At 70.4% G+C, this 17,451-nt stretch carries 19 protein-coding genes; 8 read left to right on the top strand and 11 right to left on the bottom strand.

Going from position 1 to position 17,451, the window contains the following annotated elements; translation table 11 throughout:
- Positions 1–30: 30 nt before the first annotated feature.
- The gene (locus ASF30_RS19865) at positions 31–999 is read left to right on the top strand and encodes an LLM class flavin-dependent oxidoreductase (RefSeq protein WP_235480415.1); all 969 of its coding nucleotides are present in this window, start codon (positions 31–33) and stop codon (positions 997–999) included.
- A gap of 27 nt (positions 1,000–1,026) precedes the next feature.
- On the opposite strand, the gene ASF30_RS19860 is transcribed toward ASF30_RS19865, so the two are convergent.
- The 3 genes from ASF30_RS19860 to ASF30_RS19850 are packed head-to-tail and all read right to left on the bottom strand — an operon-like array spanning position 1,027 to position 2,809.
- Positions 1,027–1,368: a YciI family protein gene (locus ASF30_RS19860; RefSeq protein ID WP_055910847.1), complete on the bottom strand. Its 342-nt coding sequence runs from the start codon at positions 1,366–1,368 to the stop codon at positions 1,027–1,029.
- Between the two features lie 31 nt (positions 1,369–1,399).
- Complete coding sequence (locus tag ASF30_RS19855; protein ID WP_082468208.1) at positions 1,400–1,813, bottom strand: TIGR03618 family F420-dependent PPOX class oxidoreductase; 414 nt, start codon at positions 1,811–1,813, stop codon at positions 1,400–1,402.
- A 57-nt stretch (positions 1,814–1,870) separates the two neighbouring features.
- Positions 1,871–2,809 carry an alpha/beta hydrolase gene (locus ASF30_RS19850; protein ID WP_055910845.1) on the bottom strand — a complete coding sequence of 313 codons (939 nt, stop codon included), beginning with the start codon at positions 2,807–2,809 and terminating at the stop codon, positions 1,871–1,873.
- 235 nt (positions 2,810–3,044) lie between these two features.
- Here ASF30_RS19850 and ASF30_RS19845 point away from each other — a divergent pair, with 235 nt between their 5' ends.
- Both ASF30_RS19845 and ASF30_RS19840 read left to right on the top strand, forming a co-directional pair.
- Complete coding sequence (locus ASF30_RS19845; protein ID WP_055910843.1) at positions 3,045–3,311, top strand: DUF7218 family protein; 267 nt, start codon at positions 3,045–3,047, stop codon at positions 3,309–3,311.
- A gap of 47 nt (positions 3,312–3,358) precedes the next feature.
- On the top strand, positions 3,359–4,204 hold the full coding sequence (locus ASF30_RS19840; RefSeq protein ID WP_055910841.1) for a hypothetical protein: 846 nt from the start codon (positions 3,359–3,361) through the stop codon (positions 4,202–4,204).
- 89 nt (positions 4,205–4,293) lie between these two features.
- Here the strand turns inward: ASF30_RS19840 and ASF30_RS19835 are convergent, their stop codons facing one another.
- Entirely contained in the window at positions 4,294–5,247 is a 954-nt protein-coding gene (locus ASF30_RS19835; protein WP_055910840.1) for an aldo/keto reductase, read from the bottom strand.
- Positions 5,248–5,444: 197 nt separating this feature from the next.
- On the opposite strand from ASF30_RS19835, the gene ASF30_RS19830 reads away from it, so the two are divergent.
- Positions 5,445–7,748 (top strand): LLM class flavin-dependent oxidoreductase, encoded by a 2,304-nt coding sequence (locus ASF30_RS19830; protein ID WP_055910838.1) that lies wholly within the window; start codon positions 5,445–5,447, stop codon positions 7,746–7,748.
- Between the two features lie 31 nt (positions 7,749–7,779).
- Here the strand turns inward: ASF30_RS19830 and ASF30_RS19825 are convergent, their stop codons facing one another.
- From ASF30_RS19825 to ASF30_RS22905, 3 genes are read right to left on the bottom strand one after another with little or no spacing between them, the layout of a single operon-like run.
- Positions 7,780–8,262, bottom strand: coding sequence for a MarR family winged helix-turn-helix transcriptional regulator (locus ASF30_RS19825; protein WP_055910836.1), 483 nt, complete (start codon positions 8,260–8,262; stop codon positions 7,780–7,782).
- The gene (locus ASF30_RS19820) at positions 8,259–9,071 is read right to left on the bottom strand and encodes a potassium channel family protein (protein WP_162240783.1); all 813 of its coding nucleotides are present in this window, start codon (positions 9,069–9,071) and stop codon (positions 8,259–8,261) included. The genes ASF30_RS19825 and ASF30_RS19820 overlap by 4 nt, the downstream gene beginning before the upstream one ends.
- A 44-nt stretch (positions 9,072–9,115) precedes the next feature.
- Positions 9,116–9,292 (bottom strand): hypothetical protein, encoded by a 177-nt coding sequence (locus tag ASF30_RS22905; protein WP_157497543.1) that lies wholly within the window; start codon positions 9,290–9,292, stop codon positions 9,116–9,118.
- A 135-nt stretch (positions 9,293–9,427) separates the two neighbouring features.
- Here ASF30_RS22905 and glgX point away from each other — a divergent pair, with 135 nt between their 5' ends.
- Both glgX and ASF30_RS19810 read left to right on the top strand, forming a co-directional pair.
- The gene (gene glgX, locus ASF30_RS19815; protein WP_055910832.1) at positions 9,428–11,467 is read left to right on the top strand and encodes a glycogen debranching protein GlgX; all 2,040 of its coding nucleotides are present in this window, start codon (positions 9,428–9,430) and stop codon (positions 11,465–11,467) included.
- 32 nt (positions 11,468–11,499) lie between these two features.
- Positions 11,500–11,724, top strand: coding sequence for a hypothetical protein (locus tag ASF30_RS19810; RefSeq protein ID WP_055910830.1), 225 nt, complete (start codon positions 11,500–11,502; stop codon positions 11,722–11,724).
- 44 nt (positions 11,725–11,768) lie between these two features.
- On the opposite strand, the gene ASF30_RS19805 is transcribed toward ASF30_RS19810, so the two are convergent.
- Entirely contained in the window at positions 11,769–12,812 is a 1,044-nt protein-coding gene (locus tag ASF30_RS19805; RefSeq protein ID WP_055910828.1) for a serine/threonine-protein kinase, read from the bottom strand.
- A 313-nt stretch (positions 12,813–13,125) separates the two neighbouring features.
- Between ASF30_RS19805 and ASF30_RS19800 the strand changes: the two genes are divergently transcribed.
- Positions 13,126–13,467, top strand: a complete 342-nt coding sequence (locus tag ASF30_RS19800) for a DUF7882 family protein (RefSeq protein WP_055910826.1) — start codon at positions 13,126–13,128, stop codon at positions 13,465–13,467.
- Positions 13,468–13,511: 44 nt separating this feature from the next.
- The gene (locus ASF30_RS19795) at positions 13,512–14,063 is read left to right on the top strand and encodes a Dps family protein (RefSeq protein WP_055910825.1); all 552 of its coding nucleotides are present in this window, start codon (positions 13,512–13,514) and stop codon (positions 14,061–14,063) included.
- 38 nt (positions 14,064–14,101) lie between these two features.
- On the opposite strand, the gene ASF30_RS19790 is transcribed toward ASF30_RS19795, so the two are convergent.
- Genes ASF30_RS19790 through ASF30_RS22900 form a run of 3 tightly spaced genes read right to left on the bottom strand, consistent with a single transcriptional unit; the run spans position 14,102 to position 17,447 of the window.
- Entirely contained in the window at positions 14,102–14,899 is a 798-nt protein-coding gene (locus tag ASF30_RS19790) for a glycosyltransferase (protein WP_235480414.1), read from the bottom strand.
- Positions 14,896–16,317 (bottom strand): bifunctional PIG-L family deacetylase/class I SAM-dependent methyltransferase, encoded by a 1,422-nt coding sequence (locus ASF30_RS19785; protein ID WP_235480413.1) that lies wholly within the window; start codon positions 16,315–16,317, stop codon positions 14,896–14,898. The genes ASF30_RS19790 and ASF30_RS19785 overlap by 4 nt, the downstream gene beginning before the upstream one ends.
- On the bottom strand, positions 16,314–17,447 hold the full coding sequence (locus tag ASF30_RS22900) for an acyl-CoA dehydrogenase (RefSeq protein WP_235480412.1): 1,134 nt from the start codon (positions 17,445–17,447) through the stop codon (positions 16,314–16,316). Before ASF30_RS22900 ends, ASF30_RS19785 begins: the two co-directional genes overlap by 4 nt.
- Positions 17,448–17,451: the final 4 nt, after the last annotated feature.

The raw sequence follows: 17,451 nt of genomic DNA, 5'->3' as shown, positions 1-17,451 counted from the left end.
CCGTTCCGAGCCCGCTGCTAGCGTGGCGAGGTGACCGAATCTCACGGCGCCGCAGTCGGCGTCATGCTCCCCAGAGACCTGCCGCCCGCCGATGTCGTCCCGTTCGCGAGGCGGGCCGAAGAACTCGGATTCGCCGAACTCTGGGTCGTCGAAGACCTGGGCTTCCGTGGCGGCATCGCCCAGGCGGCTTCGGTTCTCGCCTCGACGTCGCGCATCGCGGTCGGCATCGGCATCCTGCCGGCAGGCGCCCGCAACGCCGTCTTCGCCGCCATGGAGCTCGCCACCCTCGAGCAGCTGTTCCCCGGACGCCTCATCGCCGGCGTCGGACACGGGATGCCGCACTGGATGCGCTCGATCGGCGCCTGGCCGGCGAGCCCGCTGACCTTGCTCGAGGAGTACCTCACGACGGTGCGCGCCCTGCTGCGTGGCGACAGGGTGTCCACCGCCGACACTGCGCGCTACGTCAAGCTGACGGATGCCGCCCTCGAACCCTCCTCGATTCCGGATGCCTCCCCACCCGTGCTCGCGGGCGTGCGCGGCCCCAAGTCGCTCGCGGTCTCGGGCCGCTCGGCCGACGGCACGATCCTCGCCGAGCCCGCCGGCCCGGAGTACGCGCGCGCTTCCCTCGGCCACATCGCCGCAGCGGGGGCGCATCGGCTGGTGACCTTCAACATCGGCTCGGTGCATCCGGAGGCGTCCGTCGCCATCGATGCCGCCCGCCCTGGCCTCGCAGCGATCGGCGAGCCCGACTGGGTGCCCCACATCGAGCCGCTGCCGTTCGCCGCCGAGTTCGCGGCGCTGCGGGCCGACTCGGCCTCGGGAGCGGAGTTCGTCGAGCGGATGCCGGCCGACTGGGTGCCTCAGCTCGCGCTGGCGGGCACGGCAGCCCAGGTGCGCGAGCGCCTCGCCGAGTTGGCCGAGGCCGGCGTCACCAGCAGCGTGTTCATCCCTGTGGGCGACCCGTACGAGGCGTTGGAGTCGCTCGCCACGGTGCTGTGAGCGCGCGCCGTCGACACCGTCGCGGCGTCAGCTGGCGGGGTCGTCCTGGAAGACCCGCACTTCCTGGGCGCAGCGGCAGGCGACCGCGATCTTCGCCGCCCAGTCCAGTGCCGCTTCCCGGGATGACAGCTCCAGCACCGTGTATCCACCCTCGAGTTGCGCCGTCTGGGGGTACGTTCCGTCGGTGACTGTGCCGTCACCGTCGACCATGACGGGCGGGATGCTCTCGTCGATGCCGCCGCCGAACACCCACACCCCGGCATCCTTCGCCTCCTGCACGACGGCGTGCGCTGCGTCCGCGACGGACTGCAGTTCGCCCTCCGCCACGATCATGGCGGCACTCGGGAACGAGATCAGGTACTTCGTCATCGGGTCGGCTCCCTCGTCGTTGATGGAGCCACTAATTCTGGAGCAGGTCGGCGGAGCCCAGCAACTTCGTCACGGTGATCGCAATGACGACGCGTAACGGGTTGGGCTGCGGCTGGCGGTAGCGCGCGGCGTAGCGATCCACCGCATCCGCGACGCTCTCGGGATCCCGGAGGATCTCGGCGTTCCCGGCGAGCGAGAGCCACCGGCCACCGTCGACCTGGCCGATGGTGGCGAGGCGGCCGCGTTCGATGTTGCGCACCTTCTGCGACGGACCCGAGGTGATGATGCGCGCGACGAGCGCCTCCCCCGGTTGCCGCTGCTCGACCGTGAAGCCGACGGCGACGACGTGGATGCTGCCGTCCGGCGCGATGGTCGAGAGCGTGGCGAGGTGGCGGTCGGTGACGAAGGCGAGTCCGTCGGGGCTGAGGCGGGTGGATTTCGGCATCGGGTCAATCATCTCCCACTCGCCCTCGTGCATCGGGAGACGGGAGTCACGGATGCCTCAGCGGGCGGGAACCTCGAACAGGGCCAGCCGCAGCACCTCCGCCTGGGTTCGCCAGAACTCGCGTGACACCGCCGCCTTCCGGAACACGGCATCGAATCCGTGCGGCGCTCCAGGCACGACGACGACGTCGCAGGGCACCCCGCTCGCCTCGAGCCGTGCAGCGTAGGCCAGGTCCTCGTCGTGGAACAGGTCGAGCGAGCCGACCCCGATCCACGCCGGCGGCAGCCCGCTGAGGTCGCCGCGCCGGGCCGGCGCCGCATACGGCGAGACGCCATCCGACCCGGGTTCGACTCCGAGGTAGGAGGTCCAGCCGAACCTGTTGCTTCCCGGCGACCAGATCCGCACGTTGCGGGTGTCCATGTCAGTGCGCGTGACGGTGCGGTCGTCGAGCATCGGGTAGACCAGCAACTGGAACGCCGGCCGCACCTCTCCGCGATCGTGCGCGTACAGGACGAGGCCGGCCGCGAGCCCGCCTCCAGCGCTCGCGCCACCGATGGCGATCCGCTCAGGGTCGATCCCCCGCGCTTCGGCCTGGTCGAACACCCCGAGCAGTCCGGCATACGCGTCCTCGACGGCTGCCGGCGACGGATGCGTCGGGGCCAGCCTGTACCGGAGGGCCACGACCGTGATGCCGAGCGAGCGAGCGAATCCGATGCTCGACGCCTCGTCCTGTTCGGGCGAGCCGCTGATGAAGCCACCACCGTGGATCCAGAACAGGGCCGGCGCCGCATCGCGCAGTGACCGAGGCCTGTACACCCGCAGCGACACCTCGCCGACGCCATCCGGACCCGTCGCCGTGACGTCCTCGATCAGCACGTCGTCGGGGGCGGCAGGAACCCGAGGCTTCGCCTTCTGCATCAGGCGCGTCAGCCGTGGTCCGAACGAGAACTTCGGAACGTAGCGGGCCAGAGCCAGATCCGGGTGGAAAGCCGACATGCATCCTCCTCGATGTCACGGTCGGCCCATCCTGCCACGGACCGGACACCGGCGTCCGGATGCCGCGCGCCGGTGACGGCGTTCCCACCCGGCGTCGCCTTCGCCGCAACCGAATCCGGACCACCAGACAAGGCCAGCGGACAGGTCGGCTGACTCCTGTCAAGCACTGCCCGGGCCGCAGCTCCGGTTCGCACAATGGAGACGGATGAGCCGAGACTCACGTGAGGAGCATGCCATGCCGGGACCGAGCAATCCCAGCCTGAAGGATCCGGAGCTGTACGAGAAGCTGCGCGATGAGGGCAACTCGAAGGAGAAGTCCGCTCGCATCTCGAACGCCGCAGCGCGCGACGGACGCAAGGCCGTGGGGAAGCGTGGCGGGAAATCGGGCGACTACGACGACTGGACCGTGCCCGAACTCAGGAAGCGCGCGAAGGAGATCGGCTTGACCGGCTACTCCGGCAAGCGCAAGAGCGAGCTCATCGAGGCCCTCCGCGATCGCTGACGCGATCCGCCCTGCACTCAACGCCCCCGACGCGGGAGGATGGGCGCATGCCTGATGACGCGCTGATCGCCGCGGCCGACGAGCTCTATGCTCTCGCCCCGAGCGACTTCACCGCGGCGCGCAATGCTCGTGCGCTGGCGGCGCGTGGCGACGATCGTGCGCTGTCGGAGAGCATCAAGGCGCTGAAGAAGCCGACGCCGGCAGCGTGGCTGGTCAATCAGCTGGTGCGCCACCGCGCCGACGAACTGCGCGAGGTGCTCGACCTCGGCGACGAGCTGCGCGACGCCCAGGAGCGCCGCGACGGACCCGAGCTCTCGCGCCTCACCCGCACGCGCCGCACCGCCGTGGCTGCGCTCGGCCGCGAGGCCGCGGCGCTGGCCGAGGAACTCGGCGCCGCACCGGGTCGGCCGACCCTCGACGAGGTGGAGCAGACCGTGACGGCGGGCATCGCGGATGCCGCGGCGACGGATGCCGTTCTCTCAGGCAGGCTCCTGCGCGCGCTGGTGACAGTGGGCTTCGACCCCGTCGACCTCGACGGAGCCGTGGCCGGAGGGCCCGCAGCCGTGCAGCAGCCGATGCGACCCGTCGAGGACATCGCCGTGCGCCGCGAGCAGAAACGGCGCGAACAGGCCGCCAACGAGGCCGATAAGGCCGCTGCATCCGCCCGCCGTGCGCTCGACGATGCCGAGGGCAAGATCGCGAAGGCGGAGCGGCGCCGCGACGAGGCCGAACACGACCGCGACGACCTCGAGGAACGACTGAGGCTTGCGAAGAAGAAGTTCACGGCCGCCGAGAAGGACGTCGCTGCGTGCGAAGACGAGCGCGACAAGGCCGCCGCTGCCCTCAAACGTGCGGAATCGGTCGCGACGGCGGCCCGAGACGCGCTGCGTTGATTCGCCGCCGCTGACGGTCAGCGGCCGGGGAGCGGGCGGGCCGAATCGGCTCGTTCGCTCCGCTGCCTGCCTGACCGGCTTGTCTCCGGCTAGGCGGCCTCGGCCAGCGGTGCCGATGCGGCGTCGAGCGCGGCGATCTCGTCGTCGGTGAGGCTCAGCTCGGCGACGGCGAGCAGCTCGGGCAGCTGCTCGACCGTGCGGGCGCTCGCGAGCGGGGCGACGACAGTGGGCTTGGCGAGCAACCACGCCAGCGCCGTCGTGGCGAGAGCGGCATCGTGGGCCGCAGCGACCTCGTCGAGCGCGCTGATGACGGCGAGTCCGTTCTCGTTGAGGTAGCCGCCGGCACCCCCGGCACGTGCCGCACCCTCGAGGTCTGCGGCGGTGCGGTACTTGCCGGTGAGGAAGCCGCTCGCGAGCGAGAAGTAGGGCACGACAGCCAGGTCGGAGGCGGCCGCGATGGGAGCGAGCTCGCTCTCGAACGGCTCGCGGTGCACCAGGTTGTAGTGCGGCTGCAGGGCCACGGGCAGTGCGTAGCCCTCGCGGGTGGCGATGTCGATCCACTCCTGCAGGCGCGCGGCCGAGTAGTTGGAGACGCCCACGTAGCGGATCTTGCCCGCGGTGACGAGGGCGTCGAAGGCGGCCACCGTCTCCTCGAGGGGCGTGTCCGCGTCGTCGAAGTGCGCGTAGTAGAGGTCGATGTGGTCGGCGCCGAGGCGCGCGAGGGAGGCCTCGGATGCGGCGGTCACGTTGAACGACGACAGGCCCGTGAAGTCGGGGTGCTGGCTCACCTTGGTGCCGATGACGACGTCGTCGCGGTTGCCGCGCGAGCGCAGCCAGTCGCCGATGATCGTCTCGGACTCGCCACCCGAGTTGCCGGGCACCCACGACGAGTAGCCGTCGGCGGTGTCGATGAAGTTGCCGCCTCCGGCGGTGAAGGCGTCGAGCACGGCGTGAGAGCTCGCGGCATCCGACGTCCAGCCGAAGGTGTTGCCGCCGAGGGCGAGGGGGAAGACGTCGAGGTCGGATGATCCGATGGTGGGCATGCAGCGGGCCTTTCGTCAGGGATGGGGCACTCCTCGTGCAAACCGGAGCGACGGGCGAGGCATTCCCCCGGGACGTCGATCGCCTCTCAGAGGGCCGGGGAACCGAACGCCCGCCCGCCCGGCCGTGCTTCGCCGTGGACCGCATCCGTGCCGCTGCGAACAGGCTTCTCGCTATTGGTTGATGTATCATCTTTCTCATGCACTACGGCCACGCGCTCGAGTTCGGAACCTTCATCACCCCGACGCACGACCCCGCCACCGGGCCCGTCGCGCGGGCGCAGCTGGCCGAACGGTTCGGCTTCGACCTCGTCACCTTCCAGGACCACCCCTATCAGCCGGCCTTCCACGACACGTGGACCCTGATGACGTGGGTGGCCGCTCAGACCGAGCGCATCCGCATCGCCCCGAACGTGCTCAACGTTCCGCTGCGGCCCGCCGCCGTCACGGCCCGAGCGGCCGCGAGCCTCGACCTGCTCTCCGGCGGTCGCTTCGAGCTCGCCCTCGGCGCCGGTGGATTCTGGGACGCCATCGAGGCGATGGGCGGCCGCCGCCTCACCCCGGGGCAGGCCGTCGACGCCCTGAGTGAGGCGATCGACGTGATCCGGGGCATCTGGGACGTCGACGACCACCGCGTGCTGCGCCTCGACGGCGACTACTACAGCCTGAACGGGGCCAAGCGCGGCCCGGCTCCGGCCCACGACATCCCGCTCTGGATCGGGGCGTTGAAGCCCCGGATGCTGCGCCTCATCGGCCGCAAGGGCGACGGCTGGCTGCCATCCCTCGCCTACCTCCAGCCCGGCGACCTGGCCCGCGGCAACACCACGATCGACGAGGCCGCCATCGAGGCCGGGCGGGACCCGCGCGAGATCCGACGCCTCGTCAACATCTCGGGCCGCTTCACGCCGTCGTACGGCGGGTTCCTCAACGGTCCGAGCACGCAGTGGGTCGACGAACTGCTCCCCTACGTGCTCGACGACGGCATCGGCACGTTCATCCTCGCCTCCGACGACCCCGGCACGATGCAGCGCTTCGCCGAGGAGGTGGCTCCGGCACTCCGCGAGGCCGTCGACGCCGAGCTGGCCTCACGCGGAGCCGGCACCGGCGGCGGCGGCGGCGGCGGGACAGCAGCAGCGCGCGTGCGCAGCACCACCGCACTCGCCAAGCGTCGCGATGGCATCGACTACGACGCGGTGCCGGCCTCTCTCGCGGGCTCGGTCATCGAACCCGGCGACGTGAAGTTCTCCCGGGTGCGCTCCACCTACATGCGCGGCGGATCGCCGGGTCTCGTGATCCCGGTCCGCTCCACGGCCGAGGTGGTCGATGCCGTCGCCGTCGCCCGCGCCAACCCGACGGTTCCGCTCGGCATCCGCAGCGGTGGCCACGGCATCAGCGGCCGCTCCACGAACGACGGCGGCATCGTCATCGACCTGTCGGCCATGAATGCGATCGAGGTGACGGATGCCGCGACCCGGCGCGTGCGCCTCGAGCCGGGCGCCCGCTGGATGGACGTCGCAGCCGCCCTCGGCGAGCACGGCTGGGCGCTGAGCTCCGGCGACTACGGCGGGGTCGGCGTCGGCGGGCTCGCCACGGCCGGCGGCATCGGCTTCCTGGTGCGCGAGCACGGGCTCACCATCGACCACCTGCGCGCCGTCGAGATAGTGCTGGCCGACGGCTCCGTGGTGCGGGCCAGCGATGAGGAGAACGCCGAGCTGTTCTGGGCCGTGCGGGGCGCCGGCGCCAACTTCGGCATCGTGACGTCGTTCGAGTTCGAGGTCGACGAGGTGGGCGACGTGGGCTGGGCCCAGCTCACCTTCGACGCCTCGGACACCGCCGGATTCCTCGAGCGCTGGGGCGCACTGGTCGAGGCGTCGCCGCGCGACCTCACCAGCTTCGTGCTCGTCGCGCCGCCCCGCGGTGGACGCGGAGCGACGGCCGTCGTCTTCGCCATGGTCGACTCCTCCGAACCCGACGTGATCATGGACAGGCTCACCCCCTTCGTCGACCTCGGCCCGCTTCTCGACCAGTCCGTCGTGCTCACCAGCTACGCCGGCGTGATGGCCAATGCCAGCGATGCCGCGCACAACGGACAGGGACAGCCGGCATCCAGGTCGGGACTGCTCGACCATGTCGACGCCGACTTCGCCGACGCCGCGTCCCGGTTGATCCACAGCGGGGCCGTGCACTTCTTCCAGATCCGTGCGGCCGGCGGAGCCGTCGCCGACATCGCGCCCGACGCCACCGCCTACGCCCATCGCTCAGCCAACTTCTCCGTCGTCGCCATCGGCGCCGACCACGAGCGCGTCGACGCCGCGTGGGATCGACTCCAGGGGCACTTCAGCGGGCTCTACCTGAGCTTCGACACCGACCTGCGCCCGGAGCGGGTGACGGATGCCTTCCCGCCGGCGACGCTCGCCAGGCTGAGGGCGCTCAAGGCCGAGCTCGACCCGCAGAACCTGTTCCGCGACAACTTCAGCGTGGTGGAACGCACCCCCGCTCGCTGAGGCCCGAGCGCAGCGCGCGGGCGAAGCGCGCCTACAGCTTGTGCACCACCGCGGGAGCGTCCTCGGCGAGGCGCTCGAGCACGGCGCTCGAGATGGAGCTCAGCGCGGTGAGCTGCTCGGGCGTGAGCACCTCGCCGAAGTAGCGCGACACCGCGGCGGCATGGCAGCGCCGTGCCGCGTCGATCGCCTCGCGACCGGCATCCGTCAGCACGATGGTCGTGCCGCGGGCGTCTTCGATGCACGCCTCCTTCGCCACGAGGCCGCGCGCCTCCATGCGTCGCAGCTGGTGCGACAGCCGACTCTTCTCCCAGTCGAGCCCGCAGCGCAGAGCGAGGGCGCGCAACGACTTGTCCTCCGACTGGTCGAGGGCGAAGAGGATGTCGAAGTCGGCCTCGGACAGGCCCGTCGACTGGGTGAGCTCCCGGTTGATGCGACCGGTGAGCTGGGTGCGCAGGCGCTGGAACGACGCCCACGTCTCGTCGACGCTCGAGACTGTCGACTCGGCGGTGCTCATTCCTCGATTCTAAACCGGTTGACGCTGTCATCCAATCGATCGCGAGCCTCGGAGAGGGCGGGCAGGATCGGGTCGTCCGCCGTCGGCTGCGCCTCAGCGGGAGACCCGTCTGGATTCCTCTGCACCTCGACGCGGTGGTGCAACACGGCCATCCGATCGCCCAGGTAGGAGATGACGACGGCGGATGAGGTGCCGACGATCGCGATGCCGCCGACCATCAGCAGGACGGCGTAGGCCCGGCCGCCGAACGTGACCGGATAGGTGTCTCCGTATCCGACCGTCGCGACGGTCACGATGGCCCACCAGATGGCGTCGCCGAACGTGGTGATGGTGGCACCGGGCGCATCGCGTTCGGCATGAAGCGTCGCCAGGGCGATGAAGTAGACGAACACGATCGCGTACGCGGCGGCGTAGGTGATCACCTCTGCGCGGATCCCTGCGCGACTGCGATCGCGGAAGTACGGGATCTGGCGCAACAGCACGAGGACGCGCAGAGCGCGGAACAGCGGCAGGATCACCGACAGGAGGTCGATCGGATTGCCGCGCACGAATCGCCAGCGCAGCGCCCGCGGCGTGAGCAGCAGCCGCACCAGGTAGTCGATGAGGAACACCACCCAGGTGATGAGCAGCTCGACGCCGACGAGGACGTGCAACCACTCGCCGTCGTTCGGAAGCAGCACGAAGAGCGAGTAGAAGAGGATGAAACCGCCGCCGAGCACGACGAGCGGCACCGTGGTCACGGCCTCCCACCGTTCCCGCCGATCGATACGGCGATCGGAGTCCAGCGCGCTCTCGGTGCTGTCGGTCATGCCCATCACGGTAGACGGTCATCCGGCATCCGAACAGGAGGGAGCTACTCCGAGTCGCCACCCGGTGCTGTCGCCTCAACCGTGTCCTGCTCCACGGCGTTGTCCGCCACGGGGTCTGCGGCCGATCCCGGGTTGGCGCCGTTGGCGGTCTCGGGATCGTCGGGAAGGGGTGGGCGCGCGCCCTCGGTTCGAGCAGTGGGCGGGTCGTTCGCATCCGTCATGGCGTCACATCCTGTCGGTCACGCCCGAGTGTAGGCCGCGCGAGGAAACGGGCGCGGGGGGCTTGACAATCTCGTGCGGATCGGCGGGGCGCCCCCTGTCGCACGATGGTCATCCGGCCGCTGCATACTGGGGCCATGACACCGGTCCGTTCCCTCCCCTATCCCCTCGGCGTGACCATCGTGGATGGTGGGATCAACGTCGCCGTCTACTCCGAGACGGCGGATGCCGTTCACTTCTGCGTCTTCGGCGATGACGGCGAGCAGCGCACAGAGCTCGACGAGCGCACGGGCCACGTGTTCCACGGCCGCGTCGACGGGGTCGGCGTGGGCGCGCGCTACGGACTGCGCGTCGACGGACCGTGGGACCCGGCCAACGGCCTGCGCCACAACGTGCACAAGCTGCTCCTCGATCCGCATGCCCGCGCCGTCGAGGGCGAGTACTCCTGGGGCCAGGAGGTCTTCGGACACAACCAGGCCGATCCGCTGCTCATGGACGAGTCCGACGACGCCGGCTGCGTTCCACGCTGCGTCATCGTCGATCCGGCATTCGACTGGGGCGACGACGCTCCACCCGCCATCCCGCTGGCCGACACCGTCGTGTACGAGACCCACGTGAAGGGCTTCACCAAGCTGCACCCCGACGTGCCGGAGGACATCCGCGGCACCTACGCCGGCCTGGCGCATCCGGCAGCGATCGAGCACCTCACCAGCCTCGGCGTCACAGCCGTCGAGCTCATGCCCGTGCACCAGTTCGTGCAGGACAGCCACCTGCTCGAGAAGGGCCTGCGCAACTACTGGGGCTACAACTCCATCGGCTTCTTCGCCCCGCACGGCGAGTACGCCGCGGCCGGCGATGACGGCAGCCAGGTCGGCGAGTTCAAGCACATGGTGAAGTCCCTGCACGCCGCCGGCCTCGAGGTCATCCTCGACGTGGTCTACAACCACACGGCCGAGGGCAATCACCTCGGTCCGACGCTGAGCTTCAAGGGCATCGACAACGCGTCGTACTACAGGCTGGTGGCCGACGACAGGGCCAACTACTTCGACACCACCGGCACCGGGAACAGCCTGAACGTCGGGCATCCGGCGGCACTCGGCCTCATCATGGACTCGCTGCGCTACTGGGTGACCGAGATGCACGTCGACGGGTTCCGCTTCGACCTCGCCACGACCCTCACCCGGCAGGACGGCGACGCGGAGCTGCACAGCGCGTTCCTCACGCTCATCGAGCAGGACCCGACGCTGGCCGGCGTGAAGATGATCGCCGAACCGTGGGACACCGCCGGCTACCAGGTGGGCGGATTCCCGGCCACCTGGTCGGAGTGGAACGGGAAGTACCGCGACGACGTGCGCGACTTCTGGAACGGAGCCGACGGCGTGCTCGGCACCGTGGCCCAGCGCGTGCTGGGCAGCCCCGACGTGTACGAGGCGTCGCGCCGCTCACCGCTGTCGAGCGTCAACTTCATCACGGCGCACGACGGCTTCACCCTCGCCGACCTCACCTCCTACTCGAAGAAGCACAATGCGGCGAACGGCGAGGACGGCAACGACGGCGAGGACGACAACCGCTCCTCCAACAACGGTGCCGAGGGCCCGACCGACAACGCGGCGGTGAACGAGCGCCGCGCACGCCAACGCCGCAACTTCCTCGCCACCCTGCTCCTCTCCGCCGGTGTCCCGATGCTGCTCGGCGGCGACGAACTCGGCCGCACCCAGGGCGGCAACAACAACGCCTACTGCCAGGACGACGAGATCTCGTGGTTCGACTGGTCGTCGACGGATGCCGACCTCCTCGCGTTCACGCAGCAGCTCATCGCGGTCCGTCGCGACAACCCAGCGCTCCGCCCGCCCTGGTTCCGCCAGGCGCCGGAGCACGGCGACACCGACACCGTGGTGACGCTGCGGAGCGACGGCGAGCCGTTCTCCGAGGACGACTGGGCGAACCCCGATGCCCGCTCCATCCTGTTCCTCCTGCAGCACGCCGGAGCCGACAGCTTCGCGCTGGCGCTCAACGCCGCCGAGAACGGCGTCGAGTTCACGATCCCGGCTCCTCCGGGCGGTGCCTGGGAGCTCGTGGCGAGCAGCGACGACGAGCAGGCCGTGACCGGCGAGGGAACGACCATCATCGTGCGCGACGTCTCCTTCACCCTGTTGCGCTCAGCGTCAACCCCCTGACGGACGTCGCACCCGCTGCCTACTCTGCAGACATGACTGACAGCACCGGCACCCAGGACTCCCCCGTCGAGGACGGCAGCGACGACGCGACCATCGAGGAGAAGCTGCGCGGGCTCGTGGCGCAGATCCGCCGCGACTTCCACACCGGAGTGAGCCCCGACCCCGAGGAGGATCTCCGCCGGCGCCTCGGAGACTCCGGCATCGAGATCTCCGACGACGAGTTCGAGAAGCTGCTGGCGGACATCAACGCGGAGTGAGCCGCGATGCCGCAGCGGTTGCCGGCGCTCTCGTTTCGCCGGCGCTAGCCCCAGACGTGCAGGCCGAGGAGCAGCCCGATCACGAGGCCGATCACGGCGTTGGCGATGGCGACCAGGGCTATGAAGCCCATCGAGGCCGTGCGCCGGCCGTCGGCATCCCTCCGACGTTCCCGGCGCGCCCGGCGGGTGCCGCCGCCGTGCCGTGAGCGCTCGTCGAGGATCGACGCACGGATGAAGTCGCGCATGGTCCCGGCCACCTCGTGCGCCGTCGGGCGCGCCGCCGGGTCGGCGGCGGTCATGCCGGCGAGCAGGCGCACCCATTCCTCGGGAAGGCTCTCGGGGATGCGGGGCTGGCGGTAGAGCCTGGCGAGCGCGGCCTCGAGCGGTGCGCCGCGGAACTCGCGCTCACCGGTGATGGCCTCCAGCAGCACGAGGCCGAGCGAGTAGATGTCTGTCGGGGTTCCGACATCCTCGCCACGAGCCTGCTCCGGCGAGATGTACGACGCCGTGCCCAGCACCGAGTCGTGGTTGGTGAAACGAGACCCGTCGATGAACTGGGCGATGCCGAAGTCGGCGAGCTTCGCGATGAGCGTGTAGCCGTAGGCCGCGTCATCCGTCACCAGGATGTTGTCGGGCTTCACGTCGCGGTGCACGATGTCGCGGGCGTGCACGTAGGCGAGGGCATCGGCGACCTGGGCGCCGATGTCGGCGACCTGGCGATGCGTCGGGAGACCCGCACGGAGGCGCGCGGCCAGGGAGCGGCCGGCCACGTACTCCATCGCGATGTAGCGGCGGGAGCGTCCACGGTCGTCGAAGACCCCGGCGTCGTAGATCTCGACGAGACCCGGGTGGTGCAGGGCTCCGAGCAGTTGGATCTCGCGCTCGCGACGCAGCTCGTCGAACGGGCTGCCCGTGTTCTCGCGGAACAGCTTGATGGCGAGGTCGCGCCCCAGTTCGCGGTCGCGCGCCCTGTACACCTCGGCCATGCCACCGCTACCGAGGTGCTCGAGGAACTCGTACCGCGAGGTCGACTGCCGGGTGGGCTCGCCGCTCGGAGTATCGATCGAACCGAGCAACTCGTCCCCCACAATTCAGCCTGCCGACTCGGCCGGATGGCTTCGCCCATGTATCTTACCTGGTTAGCGACCACGCCGAGAACGCGGAAGCCAGAAGACAGCAGGACATGAACGGATGCCTCTTGTCAAGGGTCTGCAGCGCGTTTGCGCGGCACGTAGAGTAGGCGCTCGATCGGGTTCTGGGTGGATTCCCGATCGAGCCGGTTCGTGCGTCACGCCGAGCCTGCCGCGGCCCCTCTCTCAGGCGAGGGGCCGCGCTTCCCCTCCCCGCTCGGGCCGAACGGGTTGTTCGGCGTTCAGCCGGGTTAGGCGTACTCTCACTCTCGTGGGCCTCCTCTACTACGGCGAGATGTCATCGCCCCTCGAATTCGACGACAGGCTGCTCGCGCACCTCAAGGTCGCGATCACCCAGAAGCTGCGTCGCGGCGAGTCCTTCACCCTGTCCTGGGTGCATCCACCCGGACGCGAGGGTGGACGAACCTCCCTCTGGATCGGCCCGGCCAGCTTCATCCGCTACGAATTCGAGACCGCCACGAGCCCCGAGATCAACACCGAGTGGATCGAGCGCCTGCTGCGCGCGGCCAGCACGACAGGTGGGATGGTCATCGTCGGCGAGGACGCGACAGCTCCGCCCACGCCGGACAAGGCCGCGGAACTCTCCGAATAGCAACCCCCTGCCGCCCGGCAGCCGGCGCGGGTAGCGTCGAAGGCATGACTACGACAGCAGAACGCCCCACCACCACGTCGGCCCCGGCCGGAGCCGGCGCCAAGCTCACCCGACGTCAGAACGCCGAGAAGGGCTTCACGGCCTCGAAGAAGCTCACGGATGCACTGCAGGAGGTGCTCGTCGACCTCATCGAGCTGCACCTGCAGGGCAAGCAGGCGCATTGGAACGTCGTCGGCAAGAACTTCCGCGACCTGCACCTGCAGCTCGACGAGATCATCGACGACGCCCGCGAGTTCAGCGATGTCGTCGCCGAGCGGATGCGCGCCCTCCACGGACTGCCCGACGGACGCAGCGACACCGTGGCCGCCACGACCACGCTGCCCGAGTACCCGCACGGCGAGGTCCTCACGAGCGACACCGTCGACCTGATCACGCAGCGCCTCGAGGCGACTGTCGGCACCATGCGCCGCGTGCACGACGACGTCGACGAGGAGGACCCCACCAGCGCCGATGTGCTGCACGCGATCATCGAGAAGCTCGAGCAGTACGCCTGGATGGTCAGCGCCGAGAACCGCACGCCGGCGAAGAAGCGGTAGCCGCCGGGCTGAGCGGTAACCGCGGGCTGACAGCGCCACTAGCTGTCAGCCTGTCCGCCGCTCGCGGCGATGGGCTCGGCCGGCGGCTCGTCGGAGCGCTGCAGGCGATCGCGCAGGTGACGGGCGTACCCGCCCGGTGAGCGGCCGACGAACCGCCCCGAGGTGAGGACCCAGCACTCGTCGGTGTCGACCTCGCGCAACGACGGGTCTGTGCGCAGGCTCTCGACCAGCAGCACGTCCTCGTGCTCGGCGAGGGCCGCGAACCCTCCGACCGAGAGGTAGCTGTCACCCCGCACGCCGAGGTTGGCGCCGTGCACGTGCCCGCCGGCATGGCCGAGCACATGGGTGTCGAGCCACGCCGCCGTCTGCTCCACGGTGAGGTCGGCGAAGTCGGGTCGCACCGTGCCGACGATCAGGTCGGCGCCGTCCTCGGCGATGGCGATCTGCGCGGCGAGCCAGTTGCGTGGCACGACGGAGTCGGCGTCGGTGGTGGCGATCCAGACGTGACCCGGTTCGATCTCCGCGCCGCTGCTCTCCGCTCCTGCGGCGACCCGTGCGAAGACCTCGTCCACTCCGGCTGCGCGCGCCGCGCCCACATTGCGTCCGTCCGTCGTGATCGCGGTGAAACCCGAGGCCGCCGCGATGGCGGCCGAACCGTCCGTGCAGGCGTCGAGGACCAGCACGACGTGCACGGCGGGCGGATGCCGGTGGTGAACGGCGAGCTCGTCGAGGGCCTCGCGCAGCGCCGCCAGGCAGCGCGGGAGCAGCGCCTCCTCGTCGTTGATCGGGATCACGACCCCGATCGCGTCGACGACGTCCCTCCAGAGCCCGTTCACAGGAGGCCGGTCTCCCGCGCGACCGAGGCGCCGGGCGGGCGACGGAAGACCTCGAGCACGAAGTCCTCCTCGCGGTGCTGCACCGTCGCGACGAGTTCCGACCGCGCAGCGATCGCGGCGTGGACATCGTCTCCCGTGAGGGGGTACTCGGAGACCGGATGCCGCCAGTGGCAGGCCACCAGGACTCCGTCGGCGTCGAGGGAGTCCACCACCCGATCCAGGGCGAGATCGAGGTCGGCCCGGCTCCAGTAGTAGCCGACCTCGGAGAGCACCACGAGGTCGAAGTGACCGTCGGGCCACTCGGCCGGCGCCGATGCCACGCGCAGCTCGACGTTCGAGTGCTCGGCCAGGCGCTTCCGAGCCGCGCGCAACGGCTCCGGCGAGATGTCGATGCCCAGCAGCGCATCGGCGCGTCCGGCGAGCGACGCCGTGAGCTTCCCCGTCGAGCAGCCGACCTCGAGTGCAGTCGTGTAGCGCTCGTGCGGCAGTGAGGCCAGCAGGATGTCGCGCTTGCGCTTCTCGTACCAGCGCGTCTCGAAGCCCCAGGGGTCGTCGCGACCGGCATAGAAGTTGTCGAAGAAGTCGCGTTCCAGCGTGGCCGGCTGCGCCGAGGGGGCGGCATCCGTCGCCGCGGTCTCCCGGGTCTCGGGTGTCTCTTCCCGCTGCGCATGGCCGTCAGCGAAGAACACCTCGAACGGGCGCTCGAAGTGGCTGCGCATCTCGACGCCGATCACGGCCTCGTCTCCGGCCTGGTCCGAGAGCGGAGCGGTCTGGCTGACGTGCTCGATCAGGGCCGAGCTCTTGGCCATACGGGTGTCGGCGTCGAGGTCGATGGCCACCATGTCGTTCCACGGGAGGCTGTCGTCGTCGGGGCGGCCCCAGTGCCACATCCAGATCGGGTACTCGAGCAGGGCGCTGCCGGTGTTCTCGGCGGCCTGTCGCGCCGCAGCGGCAGCCGCCCGGTGGTCCCGATGCCCGTCGCCGCTCCACGGGGCGACGATGGTGGCCCCGCCGCCGGCGTCGTTGACGATGCCGACCACGCAGTCGACGACCTCGTCGACGTGGTCGATGAGTTGGCCGTCGGGAATCTCGCAGTGGTGGATGACGGCATCCGGCGCCAGGTGATCGATGGCCTTCCGCATCTCCCGGCGACGGATGCGACTGAGCTGCCACGGCGTGTGGGTCGGCGACGAGGGGTGCGAGGCCTCGCCATCGGTCGCGACCACGATCGAGATGCGCGTGCCGTTGCGGCCGGCGCTCTCGATCAAGCCGCCGGCGCCCAGGGTCTCGTCATCGGGATGCGCGGCCAGCACCACCAGGTGTTCGATCGGCCTGGCGTAGCGCGGCAGGCGCTGCCAGCGATCGGCATCCGCCCACTCCGATTCGAGTGTTCCGGTCTGGGAGCTGTCGAACGTCACCACGGTGCACCTCCGGCCTCGAGCAGCGCACGGCCGAGGGCCGCATCGTCGCGTTCCGCATGGTGTTGCCTCAGGTAGATCTGCAGGTCGGCCACCCGGCTCGCGTGGGCCTCGTCGGCGACGAGGGGCAGCGGGCCGAGGGCATGCGCGACATGGGCGAGCGTGGTCTCGGCGGCCGCGGCCACGATGGACCGCACCCGCTTCGCGATCACGCTCGGCCGCTGCGACGGCTCGGCCGCCCCGTCGACCACGGCCGACGCGTCGGCGAGCGCAGCCCGCGCCGTGTCGACGGCGACGTCGACGGCCCCGAGGTGGGCCAGCCCGATCTGGTCGGGCTCCCGGGCTTCGGATGCCGCGTACAGCGTGCGGGCCAGACCGACGGTGCCACCCCACCAGCACGCCGCCACCCCGATGCCGCCCCAGGCGAAGCCGGGCCGCTGGAGGTACCAGCCGTCGTCGCCGACGGGGACAGCGGGCACCCCGTCGAAGGTGACGGGTGCGCTCACGATGTCGGGCAGCCCGCGTGAGACCCACGGGCCGTCGGATGCCGTCACGCCGTCGTGGCGCAGGGCGACGGCGAACAGTCGCCTGCCGTTCTCGGTGTGAGCCGTGACGAGGGCATGGGACAGGCGACTCGCGAGGGAGCACCACGGCTTCACGCCGTCGAGCTGCCATCCGTCCGGGGTGGCGACAGCGGTCACCCGCACGCCGGGTCCCTCGGCGGCGAAGACGCCCCAGGTGCTCTCGTCCGTCGCGCCGATGCCGGAGAAGGTCGACGCGATGTCGACGATGCCCGCCTGCTCGAGGATGGCGAGGGCGTCGAGGTGCGGCTCGAGGGTGCGCGCCGCGGCCAGGTCGACAGCGGCCACCGACGCCAGCAGTTCCCAGACCAGGGCCGTGTCGCCGAAGCCCGGCCGCGGGAGCTCGATGCCGATCGCCGCACTCCAGTCGAGGAGTGCCTGGACTCCGGCATCGCGGCCCGGCAGGGTGGAGAGTGCGGCCTCGAGGATCGGCGGATTGTCCTGCCATCCCGGAGCCCCCAATGACACGGCTCGGGCAGCGGGACCTCCCGAGGCGAGCCCGGCAGTGTCGGGGGGCGCCGTCGGCGCGGACAGTGTCTGGGGAAGCATTCGA

This window comes from Leifsonia sp. Leaf264 (genome assembly GCF_001422325.1).
GTDB lineage: Bacteria > Actinomycetota > Actinomycetes > Actinomycetales > Microbacteriaceae > Orlajensenia.
This window is presented reverse-complemented; position numbering and strand designations above follow the sequence as displayed.